The sequence below is a fragment of the Streptomyces sp. NPDC000941 genome (assembly GCF_053599555.1).
Genome location: NZ_JBSFMM010000007.1, coordinates 18,903 through 30,710 on the forward strand (window position 1 = coordinate 18,903; position 11,808 = coordinate 30,710).

Sequence of the window (11,808 nt, forward strand, 5' to 3'; positions counted from 1 at the left end):
ACGAGTCCCTTGCCGTACGACGGCGGACCCATCCATCCCCGGGTCCCGAAAGGCGCCGCACACATGGCTGCACAGAACACCGCGACCACCGCCGCCGCGCCGGCCGACCCGCCTCGGTCGCCGACCGGCCGCCAATGGCTCGCTCTGTCGGTGCTTGTCCTGTCCCAACTGGCGGTATGGCTCGACAACACCGTGCTCAATGTCGCGCTGAAGACCCTGGCCGACCCGGACGAAGGTCTCGGCGCCAGCCCGAACCAGCTCCAGTGGAGCATCAGTTCGTACACGCTGGTCTTCGCGGTGCTGCTGTTCACCGGCGGGGTGCTCGCCGACCGGTACGGCCACCGCCGGCTGCTGCTCATCGGCATGCTCGTCTTCGGCGCCGCCTCCGTCTGGGCCGCCTACTCCGGCTCGGCCGATGAACTCATTGTCGCCCGCGGGGTGATGGGCCTGGGCAGCGCCCTGATCATGCCCGCGACGCTCGCGCTGATCGCCCAGGTCTTCGACGAGCGCCACCGCGCCATGGCCATCGCCATCTGGTCCGGCTCCAGCGGTATCGCCATCGCCACCGGCCCGATGATCAGCGGCGCGATCCTGGACCACTTCTGGTGGGGCGCGATCTTCCTGGTCAATGTGCCGATCGTGGTGCTGTGCGCGGTGGGCTCGTTCGCCTATCTGCCCGGAGCGGTCGCCAAGGTCCGCAAGAAATTCGACCCGCTCGGTGTGCTGTTCTCCACCGCCGGGCTGTTCGCCGTCGTCTGGGGCGTCATCGAGGGCGGCCATCGCAACGACTGGACCGGCCCGGCCGTCCTCGGCTCGCTGGCCGGCGGCGCGGTCCTGGTCGCCGTCTTCGTTCTGATCGAACTACGCGTGTCGAGTCCCGGATTCGACGTCCGGCTGTTCCGCAACGTGCGGTTCACCGGCGCGAGCGTCGCGGTGATGCTCACCTTCTTCGGGGTGAACGGCTCGATGTACTACACCAGCTTCTATCTCCAGGGCGTCCACGGCCAGACGCCGCTGGAGTGCGGCCTGTCCATCGCCCCGGTGGCCCTCGGCGTGCTGCTGGGCGCCCCGCTGTCGGCCCGGCTGGTCCGGCTGTACGGCGTCCGCGCCGTGGTGACCAGCGCCATGCTGATCGCCACGGTGGGCTTCTTCGGCTATGTCTTCCTCGACGAGAACAGCGGCCTGGGGCTGTTCTGGGTCTTCCTGGTCCTCCAGGGCCTGGGCATGGGCGCCGCGGTCGCCCCCACCACCGAGGCCATCATGTCCGTCCTGCCCACCGACCGGACCGGTGCGGGCTCGGCCGTCAACAACTCGATGCGGCAGATCGGCGGCGTCCTGGGGGTCGCGGTCCTCGGCTCCGTCCTGGCCGGGGTGTACCGGAACGAGATCACCCCGAAGCTGGACGGCCTGTCCGCGGAGCAGGCCGACGCCGCCGGGGAGTCGCCGGAGGCCACCCGGCTGCTCGCCCAGCGGCTGTCCCTGCCCCGGCTGTCCGACTTCGCGGACCAGGGTTTCGTCCACGCCATGCATGTCGCGTCCGTCGTCGGCGCCGCCGCGGCCGCGTTCGGCGCCGCGATCATCTGGTGGACGTTCCGCCGACCCCCCTTTCCCAAGCGCGCCGCCGAAAACGGCTGAGCGCACGCGCCGCCGACCACGGCTGAGGGCATGTGATACGTCCGATCCATTGACGCCCTTCCGGCCTCGCCTCTACCTTCTGGCCGAAGTTACGTACAACGTTCGTAATCTCGAACGTGTCGCCGCCGGAAGGGACTTGTCGTGTTCCGCACCCGCGTCCGCACCCGCGTCCGCCACTGGCTGACCCTCGGGGCAGCGGTACTGGCCCTGCTCGCCTCATTCGTCACCGCCACCGTCCAGTCCGCGCAGCCCGCCGCCGCGGCCGACGGCAGGCCGTACACCAACCCGGTCAAGGCGCAGAAGGGCGCCGACCCCTGGCTGGAGTACTACAACGGCAACTACTACCTGGTGACGACCTCCTTCACCGGTGAGCTCACCATGCGCAAGTCGGCCACGCTGGCCGGTCTTTCCACCGCGCCGAGCGTCCAGGTGTGGTCCGATGCCACCTCGGGCCGCAACTCCAACTTCTGGGCGCCCGAGCTCCACTTCTTCGACGGCAAGTGGTACCTGTACTACTCGGCCGGCAACCGCGGCACCGCCTGCTGCGACTCCCAGCGCACCCATGTCCTGGAGAGCGCGGGCTCCGACCCGATGGGCCCCTACACCTACAAGAACAAGCTCGCCGGAGCCAACCTCGGCCCCGACGGCTGGCTCATCGACGCCAGCGTGCTCCGGCACGGCGGCAAGCTGTACCTGGTGGGCAGCGGCTTCATCAACGGCAGCACACAGAGCCTGGTCATCGCGCCGCTGAGCAATCCGTACACGCTCGCCAGCTCCACCTTCACCATCATCTCCAGCCCCACCCTGAGCTGGGAGACCTCCGGCAACCCGGTCAACGAAGGCCCCGAGCCGCTGTACCGCAACGGCCGCACCTTCCTGACCTTCTCCGCCAGCTCCTGCCAGACCCCCGACTACAAGCTCGGCCAGCTGGAGCTCACCGGCAGCGATCCGCTGAACCCCGCCGCCTGGACCAAGAAGCAGACGCCGGTCTTCCAGCGCAACGACGCCGCCGGTGTCTACGGCCCCGGCCACAACGGGTTCTTCACCTCCCCCGACGGCACCGAGAACTGGATCGTCTACCACGGCAACAACTCGGCCAACGGCGGCTGCGGCAACGGCCGTACGACCCGGGCGCAGAAGTTCACCTGGAACGCCGACGGCACGCCGAACTTCGGCACCCCCGTAGCCCTCGGCACCTCGCTCCCCGGCCCGTCCGGCGAAACGGCCACCACCCCCACCGCGTACACGCTGGTCAACCGCAACAGCGGCAAATGCCTCGATGTATCGGGCGGCAACACCGCCGACGGCGCCAACATCTTCCAGTGGACGTGCAGCGGCGGCGCCAACCAGAAGTGGCGGATCGAGGACATGGGCGATGACACCAGCCGCCTGGTGAACGTGGCCACCGGCAAGGTCATGGACACCGCCGACTGCTCCACCGCCGACGGCGCCGATATCCGCCAGTGGTCCTGGCTGAACAACAACTGCCAGAAGTCCCGGCTGATCTACACCGGCGGTGACCACGTCCGGATCACCAACGCCAACAGCGGCAAGGTCGCCGACGTGGCCGACTGCGGTACGGCGGACGGCGCCGACGTACGCCAGTGGAGCTGGCTCAACAACAACTGCCAGCAGTGGCGGCTCGTTCCCACGACCGCCTGACGCGGGGCCGCGTCCGGATCGTTCGGCACAGCCTGACCACGGCCACCCCACGTCATGCGCTCAGCCTCGAGGCAGTAGTGTCCGCGGGGATGGACGGCTCAGCAGGAGAACCTCAGCCGCCGTGGGATGCCGTGGCCGCGCTGGTGCGGGCGGCGCAGGCAGGCGACGTGCTGGCGATGGACGAGGTGTTGACCGTGGTGACGCCGTATGTGACCCGGCTGTGCCGGCCGATCGCCCTGTCGCATTGCGAGGACGCCGTTCAGGAGGCGCTGACCGCGGTCTTCGTCGGGGTGCGGGGGCTGCGCGATCCACAGGCGTTCTACGGATGGGTACGCACCGTCACCGTGCGCGAGGCGGTGCGGGTGGCGCGGCGCACCGCCGTCGAGCGGGCCGTCGATCCCGACGAAGTCGCCCGCCTGCACGGTCTCGTCGGCGTCGGTGACGGCGAGCTGTCGGCACAGGTACGGGACGTACTCGCGCGGATGCCCGTGCATCATCGCGCCGTGCTCGTCCTGCGCGAGCTTGAGGAGCTTGATGAACGAAGTGCGGCCAAGATCCTGGGTATCGCGCCGGGCACGGTCAAGTCGAGGCTCCACCGCGCCCGTTCGGCATTCCGGAAGGCGTGGCAGCAATGAGCGTTGATGCCGTGACCCGGCTGCGGCTGATGGCCACGGGTCTGCACACCACGTTGTACGCGGAGGAGCGCCTGGAGCTGCCGTACGACAAGGTATGGGCGGTCGCCTCGGATCTGGGGGGCGAGCTGCCACACCTCGTACCTCTGTTGCGCGAGTTCCAAGTCCCGCCCGGCGACGCCGATCGCAAGCGTGCCCTGGCGGTGGGCCCCCTGGGCTGCCGCAGCGCCTTCGACGTGCGGCTGGCTCCCGGCTGGTGCCTGATGCAGTCGCGACTCGTGGTGGGGGGTATGGCCGCCGTACCGGAGGGCGACGGCACGCGCTTCGCCATGCTCGGCGCGGCGCGCCCCGCCACCCTGCGGCCGGTTCAGTGGGCGTACGCTCTCGGGGCCCGCCGCAGCCGGGCCTTCATCCGGAAGGTCGCACTGCGGGCGGCCTTGCGCACCTAGCCGTTCAACGACCCGTCACGAACAGCTCCCGCAGTGCCCCGGCGACCACATGGGGACTCTCCCGCGGCAGAAAGTGGCCGACGCCCGGCACGATCCGTACGGTGAGGTCGTCCGCGTGGCTCTCGCCCCCGGCCAGCATGGACGGCCGTATCACGTTGTCCCGCTCACCGCCCAGCAGCACGGTCGGGACGGTCAGCCGCTGCCCGCGCCACGTGCCGCGCAGCAGCGCCGGGATCTCCCGGACCACGTACTGCCAGAACATGGCCTGCCCGGCATGCGCGCCGGCCTGCGCCGCAGCGCTGAACTCCGCGAGCTCATCGGCTTGCCAGACCGACTTGTCGGCGACCTGGTGACGCAGCAGAAAGCGACTGAACGCCGGCCAGCGGCGCAGCACGGCCCGGCCGATCACCGGATACTCGATGAAGGCGGTGTACCACTGCCGCCACACGTTCGGCAGGATGGCCCGCTGCCGGGCCCACGGGTGCGCCATGTTGAGCGCCAGATAACCAGTGAACCGCTCCGGTGCCCGCAGGCACAGCCGGAAGCCGACATGGGCGCCCCAGTCGTGCCCGACCAGGCCCACGCGATCAAGCCCAAGCGCGTCCAGCAGCGCGAGCATGTCATCGGCCAAGCTGTCGAAGTCGTAGCCGCGCCGAGTCTGCTCCGACCAACCGAAGCCCCGCAGATCCGGGCAGATCAGCCGCCGTCCAGCGGCCGACAGGACGGCGACCCGGTGCCAGGCGAACCAGTGCTGCGGGAAGCCGTGCAGCAGCAGGACCGGCGCCCCGGCCCCGTACTCGGCGACATGCAACCGGACGCCGCGCACCTCCACCCAGCTGTGCTCGGCCCCTTCGGCATTCGGGAGCGGTCTGTAGACGGCGGCCGTGACCGAGGTTGTGCTCGATGTCATGGGAAACACCTCTCGCCTTCGGCGGGTCTCCTGGGGGCCCGCTTCGGCATACCAGGAGGCAGGACCGGGCCAAAACGTTCCCCGCGCCTTCTGACCAGGCGGCTACGGCATGCGTGCATCGCCCTCCCCGCAGTGCCTGCGCCGATGCGCCGTCTCGCGGCATTCGGCTCGTGCGGGTGCGGGTTCGTCTCGGGCCCTTCGGGTCCAAAGCGCCAGCGAGAAGGGGGAAGGGGGGCGGCTGGCCCGGTGTCGCGGTTCCTCGGCCCGGCGGGTGGCTGAGCTCAAAGAGGCTCCGCTGCGCTCCGCCGCAGCTGCTGCCGCGCGGTGGCCGACCTATCAGCCCAGCGGTGCGCTGGACCGGGGGACGGGATCGCCGCTCCCCCACCCCCACCCCCACTAAGGAAAACAGTTGATGCAGTACTTGATGCAGATCAAGCATCTTTTTAAGAGCAGGTGGGTGGAGGCCCCAACCGGACCGGCCTCCACCGCTTCGGACACCCAACCACCGTTCCGCCACCCGTCAGCAGGCGACGACCCCTTGGACTGGACGGCGACGATGCCCCCGGTGCCCCCTCCCCTTCCCGCTGCCGGCCGCTGTGCGCCGAAGGCGCGAGACGATGCCCGCACGCGGCAACCGGAGCATGCCGCCCAACAGCGCCGGCCCGTACGTCGCACTCCCGCACCCCAGCCGAGCGCACCGCTAATCCCCTCGCCCGGCCACCACGCGGCAGCAGTCGCGGCGGAGCGCAGCGGAGCCAGCCTTAAGCTCAGCCACCCGCCGGACCGAGGAACCAGAACAACGGACCAGCCTCCCCGACGGCTAGTTCAGGCGCCCGGCACCGGTCCGAGGGCGACAGCGGCGGCTACGGCGCGAATCGGACGGTTACGTTCGCCCAGCCGTCCGGGCTTACGTACTGCCATATGCCGAGTTCGTCCGCCGTGAGCATCGCTTCGGAGTACAGGGCCCTGACCAGGAGTCTCCAAGGCTCGTCTCGCTCGACGGCTTCTTCGTGGGCCAGATCTCGCAGCGACTCGTCGGCGGCTTTGAATATGGCTGTACGGATGTCGACGTACCGTGGCGTGCGGGCGGTCCCTGTAGTGACGCCGTTTTTGCTGATGAACGTCCATTCGGCGTGCCAGGGTCCATGTGGCATGGGTTGATCGTCCGCTCTGGCGAAGTGTTCGGTGAGTTCTGTGGGCGCGGCGCCCCTGCCAGGGTGTCACCCGGCAGGGGCAGGTTCTATGCGGAGGCGATGCCACGTTGGCGCTGGGCGTGCAGCCGGGCGATGGCGCGTAGCTGCCGCCGCTCGTACGCGGTGGCGGGGCGTACGGATGCCTGGGGGGAGCGCCAGGTGAGGCCGGTGGGACGGGTGAGGCAGACGAACGGCCCGACGAAGTCGGTGATCGTCCCGGGCATGTCGTAGTGGCGGTCGTAGACCACCATGCCGATCGCGAGGCTGGGCGGGGTGCCGGTTCTCCTTGTCACTTCGGCCCCCGCCCCAGGTGCTGGGCAATCTGCTCGCTCAGGGCGGCGGACTGCTGCCACAGTTCTTCAAGGGTCGGGCGATCTTCACCGCTCTGCCCCTGCGGTCCGTCGTCCTGCCCCTGCGGCGGCGGGGGCATTGCCGGAGTGGTCATCTACGCCACCACCCTGACGCCATGGATGACGCGCGGGCCGATGTCGATGCCGTGCACGGCCAGCCACAGCGTCCGCCGACGCTGCCGCCGCAGTCGGCGCGCAGCGCGCGCCTCGTGTTGCTCGTGCGCGACGAGGTACGGCCGGATCATGGCGGGACCGGCGTCGCACGGCGCCCCGGAGAGGGTGGCTGAGGCGGGCGCCTCGGGCACGTGTGACGGACGCGGCATCGGCGGCGTGTGCTGGTGCGGCGCGGCGCGGTGGCGGCCCGACGGCGGCAACAGCAGCCGTAGCAGCGTTTTCAAGATCCACGCGATAGCGTTTGCCATGCTCGCAACCTCCAAGTGGTTGTGGGTCACGCCCCCGGGCCGCGGTGCATGCGGTTGCGGGGGTCTTGTGTGTGGTCCGTGGTGTGACGTCCGACCGCCCGGCTGCGTACCGGTTGTAGTCGATTGGTCACCAGGAGAGCACAACCTCCAGTAGGCTGGGCAGACTTAAGCGGGCAAATTCAGACTTGCCCTCCTCTGCGACGCTGCGTCAGGTAACCGAAGTAGGAGGTCACAGCGTTGGACGAGACGACCACCCCAGGGATCTTGAATCCCCTCCAGCGTTTCGGAGCGGACGTGAAGCGCGTACGTCTCGGGCGCAAGCTCACGCAGAAACAGCTGGGCAAGGCCACGGGCTACTCCGATGGGTACGTCAGCCTGGTGGAAGCCGGGAAGCAGATGCCCAGCATGAAGTTCGCCAGGGGGTGCGACCTGGCCTTCGGGACGAATGGCCTCTTCGTGGGCTTGTTGAAGAGGATCGACGAGGGGGACCACCCGAGTTGGTTCGTCCCCTACCTCGAACAGGAGAAAAAGGCGGCGCGCATCCAGGACTACTCGGTCCACAGCATCATGGGCATCTTGCAGACGGGGGCCTATGCCCAGGCCATCTTTCGCGCCGGGTACCCGCATGCGCGCGCCGATGTGATCAAGGGCAAGGTCGATGCCCGTATAAGGCGCCGCGAGGTGATGGCACGGGCGAATCCACCCACGCTGTGGACAGTCCTGCACGAGGCGTGTCTACGGACGGTCGTAGGCGGACCCGCCGTCATGGCGGCCCAGCTACAGCACTTGATTGCCTCGGCTGACAGCCCTGACATCGACATCCAGGTGATCACCTACGCGGCCGGGGCCGCAGCGGCGCACCTGTTGCCGTTCACGCTGCTCATGTTCGACTCCCACCCCACGGTCCTTTACTCAGACGGGCCGCTAGGGGGCAAGCTATATGACAAGGAGGCGACCGTCGCGGCTGCTGTGCGTAACTATGAACGGTTGCGGGCGCACGCTCTACCCCCGGATGATTCACTTGCCCTGATCAAGGATCTGCACAAGGAGTACACCTTATGAGCGCAGACATCGATCTCACCGCCGCAGAGTGGGCCAAGTCCTCGTACAGCGGGTCCGACGGGGGACAGTGCGTCGAATTCTCCCGGAGCTTCGCGCCGGTCGGTGTCGTTCCCGTCCGGGACAGTAAGGACCCGCACGGTCCGGCTCTGGTGTTCCCGGCGGACGGCTGGTCCGCGTTCGTCACCGCCATACGGTGCGGGGAGTTCCCCGCCACCTGATCCGCCCGACAACTCCCTTCCGACGCACGCGGCTTGTGATCTTTTCCTTGCCTCGGTCCGTGACCCAGGCATAGCCTCCGGGCACAACGACCGTAATTCGGAAGGCAGTTCCCATGCGTACAGCTGTCATCACGGCGCCAGGACAGGTGGAGATCAGCGAGATACCTGTGCCGGACGTGGGCGACTCGGAGGTGCTGGTACGCATCGCCGCGTGCGGGGTGTGCACCATGGAGGCCAACCTGTACGCGGGACGCATGACCGTCTACCCCGCCGCCGCCGGCCATGAGATCGCCGGGTGGGTCGAGCGGGTGGGCGCCAAGGCCGCCGGGCTGGATGACATGCCGGCCGTCGGCGACCTCGTCACCATCGACGGGCTGCCGCGCTGCGGGACCTGCCGCAGCTGCCGGGCGGGGCAGTCCGCCATCTGCGTCGCCCTCCAGGGGCATAAGCGCGAGGACGGCGCGATCACCATGGGCGCGGGACTCGCCGACTACATCAAGGTGGACGCCTCGCGGGTGTGGTCGGTGGGCGACACGGACCCGGCCGTCGCGGCCATGGGCGAACCGCTCGCCTGCGTGGTCCACTCGCTGCGCCGCGGTGGCTTCCGGGCGGGCGACCGGGTCACCGTGGTCGGCGCCGGGTATATGGGCCATCTGCATCTCGCCGTGACCAAGGCGCTGCAGGCGCGCAGCGTGTCCGTGGTGGAGCTGGACGAGCAGCGGCTGGCCGCCATCGCCGCGGCCGGCGCGGACGCGGCCGTCGCCCCGGGCGATCTGGGCCAACTGCCCCGCGCCGATGTGGTGTTCGTGACCATCGCGTCCAAGGAGGCCATCGCCGTGGCGCTGGCCTCGGTCGCCGACGGCGGCCGCATCGTGCTCTTCGGCGGCTCCCCCGACGGCCCACCGGCCGAGCTGCCCGGCTACGAGGTGCACCGCCGCCAGCTGACGGTCACCGGCTCCTTCAGCCATGACCCGGAGGACTGGCGCGCGGCGGCGGAGCTGCTGCGCGGGGGCGCGCTGACGGGTCGTCTTGAGACGCTGGTCACCGCGCGGTATGCGCTGGACGAGGTCGAGAAGGCGCTGAAGCAGGCCGCGGAGACGCCGGTCTACCGGGTCGTCGTGACGCCGTAGCCCCTGCGGGCGGCATTCCCACCACTATCGAGAGGACCACTGTGCCCCCGCACGAGAACACCCTGCGCGTCGGCGTGCAGCTGCACCCCCAGCACACCGAGCTCGACCAGCTCCGCACCGCCTGGCGCGAGGCCGACGCGCTCGGCGTCGACTCGATCTGGACCTGGGACCACTTCCTGCCGCACCACGGCGACCCGGCCGGGAACCACTTCGAGTGCTGGTCGCTGCTGTCCGCGATGGCCGTCGAGACCAGCCGGGCCACCATCGGCCCGCTCGTCAGCTGCACCGCGTTCCGCAATCCGCATGTGCTCGCCGACATGGCCCGCACCGTCGACCAGCTCAGCGGCGGGCGGCTGGTGCTGGGGCTCGGGGCGGGGTGGTTCGAGGCGGAGCACACGGAGTACGGCATCCCGTTCCCGGGCCCGGCCGAGCGCGTGGACGCGTTCGCCGCGGCCATCGCGGCGATCAAGGAGCGGCTGGGGAAGCTCAACCCCGGCCCCGCGGGGCCGCTTCCGCTGCTGATCGGCGGGGCCGGGCGGCGGCGCACCCTGGAGCTGGTGGCCCGCGAGGCGGACTGGTGGAACTGGTACGGCTGGGCCTCCGAGGACCCGGTCGCCGACTTCCGCGAGCTGAACGGCGTGCTGGACCAGTGGTGCGAGCGCGTCGGCCGCGACCCGGGCGAGGTGGCCCGTACGGTCATGGTCAACCCGGACCAGCTGCCGCTCGTGGAGGGCTTCGCCGAGGCCGGTGCGGTCCATGTGGTGCTGTCCCTGGCCGCGCCGTACGACCTGCGCCAGGTGGAGGAACTGCTCAAGGTGCGCGAGGCGCTGGGCGCCGGGCGGGCTTCTTGACGGCTGGCGCAGCGCCGCCCCGCGAGGTCCTGGGGCGGCGCTTTCGCCTGCTCATGGGCTGTCTGCTGCTGTCCACCCTGGGCAACGGCCTGTGCTTCCCGTTCACCTCCATCTACATCAGCGAACTGCTCGGGCTCGGCTCCCGGGCCGCCGGCGGCTACTTCATCGCCATGGCGGCGGCCAGCTTCGCCGCCGCCCTGCTCGGCGGGCCGCTCGCGGACCGGGCGGGGCCGCACCGGGTGGGGGCGCTGGGGGCCGCGGCGCTCGCGGTCGGGTACGGAATGCTGGCCCCGGTCGACGCGGTGGTGCCGGTCCTGTTCTCGGGCGCGTGCGTCGGGGTGGGCTTCGGGCTGTTCTACGCCTCGATCGTGGGCGTCGTGGACGCCGCCGTCCCGGAGAGCGGGCGCCGTACGGCCTTCTCGGTCCGGCACATCGTGAACAACGTGGGGATCGGGGCGGGGTCGGTCGTCGCCGGGCTGGCGCTGCGCGGGGCCGAGGCTCCCGTCGGGACGCTGCGCTGGCTGTACGTGGCCAACGCGGCGGCCGCGCTACCGCTGCTGGTGGCCATCTGGGCCATGCGGCCGAGGGAATCCGCCCAGGTGCGGGAAGAAGAGGGCGAGCGGGGCGGCGGTCCTACGTACCGTACGCTGCTGCGCGCCCGTCCGATGGCGTTGCTGGTGCTGGCCCAGGCGCTGTTCGCGATCGTCGGCTTCACCCAGATCGAGGCGACGGTGCCGCTGCTGCTCCACGACCACATGGGCATCACGCTGGGGTGGGTGTCGGTGGTGGTGGCGGCCAACTCGTTCGCACTGGTGGCGCTGCAGCCGCTGCTGCGACGGCGGCTGGAGCGGCTGCCGGAGACGGTCGCGCTGGCCGCCGGTCCGGTGCTGTGGGTGGCGGCGTTCTGCTGCGGGCTCGGCGCGGTGCTCGCCGGGGACGCCGCCTCGTCGCTGCTGCGGTACGGGCTGCTGCTGGCCTTCGCGGTGGTCTTCGCGGCGGGCGAGCTGATGTATTCCTCGGCGTTCTATCCGCTGCTGCTGCGCTGGTCCGGGGAGACGGCCGTGGGCCGGGCGAGCGCCCTGGCGTCGCTGGCGTGGAACCTCGGCACGGCCTCCGGGCCGCCGATCGGGCTGTTCGTGATCGTGCACACCTCGGCGACGGGCAGCTGGGTCGCGCTCGCGGTCGGCGCGCTCGCGGCGTTCGCGGTGGCCGGCGCGCTGCACCGCCGGGCGGCCCGGGACCGGGCGGCGGGTGCGTGAGCCCCCGCCGCCCGGCCGGGCGGGACTGACTACGA

14 protein-coding genes are annotated in these 11,808 nt (G+C 70.3%); 9 read left to right on the forward strand and 5 right to left on the reverse strand.

From position 1 onward, the window contains the following. Positions 1 to 63: 63 nt before the first annotated feature. From ACWDSL_RS04325 to ACWDSL_RS04340, 4 genes are all read left to right on the forward strand, one after another. Positions 64 to 1,635, forward strand: coding sequence for an MFS transporter (locus ACWDSL_RS04325; RefSeq protein WP_450481574.1), 1,572 nt, complete (start codon positions 64 to 66; stop codon positions 1,633 to 1,635). Between the two features lie 141 nt (positions 1,636 to 1,776). Next, on the forward strand, positions 1,777 to 3,297 hold the full coding sequence (locus ACWDSL_RS04330; RefSeq protein ID WP_450481576.1) for a family 43 glycosylhydrolase: 1,521 nt from the start codon (positions 1,777 to 1,779) through the stop codon (positions 3,295 to 3,297). Positions 3,298 to 3,428: 131 nt separating this feature from the next. Then, positions 3,429 to 3,932: an RNA polymerase sigma factor gene (locus ACWDSL_RS04335; protein ID WP_450481578.1), complete on the forward strand. Its 504-nt coding sequence runs from the start codon at positions 3,429 to 3,431 to the stop codon at positions 3,930 to 3,932. Beyond that, complete coding sequence (locus ACWDSL_RS04340; protein ID WP_450481580.1) at positions 3,929 to 4,378, forward strand: hypothetical protein; 450 nt, start codon at positions 3,929 to 3,931, stop codon at positions 4,376 to 4,378. Before ACWDSL_RS04335 ends, ACWDSL_RS04340 begins: the two co-directional genes overlap by 4 nt. A gap of 4 nt (positions 4,379 to 4,382) precedes the next feature. On the opposite strand, the gene ACWDSL_RS04345 is transcribed toward ACWDSL_RS04340, so the two are convergent. The 5 genes from ACWDSL_RS04345 to ACWDSL_RS04365 form a co-directional block, all read right to left on the reverse strand. Beyond that, positions 4,383 to 5,288, reverse strand: coding sequence for an alpha/beta fold hydrolase (locus ACWDSL_RS04345; RefSeq protein ID WP_450481582.1), 906 nt, complete (start codon positions 5,286 to 5,288; stop codon positions 4,383 to 4,385). Between the two features lie 863 nt (positions 5,289 to 6,151). Further along, a complete protein-coding gene (locus tag ACWDSL_RS04350; protein ID WP_450481584.1) occupies positions 6,152 to 6,442 on the reverse strand; it encodes a hypothetical protein in 291 nt (96 codons plus the stop codon). Between the two features lie 86 nt (positions 6,443 to 6,528). Continuing rightward, positions 6,529 to 6,774 carry a hypothetical protein gene (locus tag ACWDSL_RS04355; protein WP_450481586.1) on the reverse strand — a complete coding sequence of 82 codons (246 nt, stop codon included), beginning with the start codon at positions 6,772 to 6,774 and terminating at the stop codon, positions 6,529 to 6,531. Next, complete coding sequence (locus tag ACWDSL_RS04360) at positions 6,771 to 6,926, reverse strand: hypothetical protein (protein ID WP_450481588.1); 156 nt, start codon at positions 6,924 to 6,926, stop codon at positions 6,771 to 6,773. Before ACWDSL_RS04360 ends, ACWDSL_RS04355 begins: the two co-directional genes overlap by 4 nt. Further along, positions 6,927 to 7,253, reverse strand: a complete 327-nt coding sequence (locus tag ACWDSL_RS04365; RefSeq protein WP_450481589.1) for a hypothetical protein — start codon at positions 7,251 to 7,253, stop codon at positions 6,927 to 6,929. A 237-nt stretch (positions 7,254 to 7,490) separates the two neighbouring features. On the opposite strand from ACWDSL_RS04365, the gene ACWDSL_RS04370 reads away from it, so the two are divergent. From ACWDSL_RS04370 to ACWDSL_RS04390, 5 genes are all read left to right on the forward strand, one after another. Continuing rightward, the gene (locus ACWDSL_RS04370; protein WP_450481591.1) at positions 7,491 to 8,315 is read left to right on the forward strand and encodes a helix-turn-helix domain-containing protein; all 825 of its coding nucleotides are present in this window, start codon (positions 7,491 to 7,493) and stop codon (positions 8,313 to 8,315) included. Then, entirely contained in the window at positions 8,312 to 8,533 is a 222-nt protein-coding gene (locus ACWDSL_RS04375; RefSeq protein ID WP_450481593.1) for a DUF397 domain-containing protein, read from the forward strand. Before ACWDSL_RS04370 ends, ACWDSL_RS04375 begins: the two co-directional genes overlap by 4 nt. Before the next feature lie 113 nt (positions 8,534 to 8,646). Continuing rightward, a complete protein-coding gene (locus ACWDSL_RS04380) occupies positions 8,647 to 9,663 on the forward strand; it encodes a zinc-dependent alcohol dehydrogenase (protein WP_450481595.1) in 1,017 nt (338 codons plus the stop codon). Between the two features lie 41 nt (positions 9,664 to 9,704). After that, positions 9,705 to 10,514, forward strand: coding sequence for an LLM class F420-dependent oxidoreductase (locus tag ACWDSL_RS04385; RefSeq protein WP_398533213.1), 810 nt, complete (start codon positions 9,705 to 9,707; stop codon positions 10,512 to 10,514). Further along, entirely contained in the window at positions 10,511 to 11,773 is a 1,263-nt protein-coding gene (locus ACWDSL_RS04390) for an MFS transporter (RefSeq protein WP_450481597.1), read from the forward strand. The genes ACWDSL_RS04385 and ACWDSL_RS04390 overlap by 4 nt, the downstream gene beginning before the upstream one ends. The last annotated feature ends 35 nt before the right edge of the window (positions 11,774 to 11,808 follow it).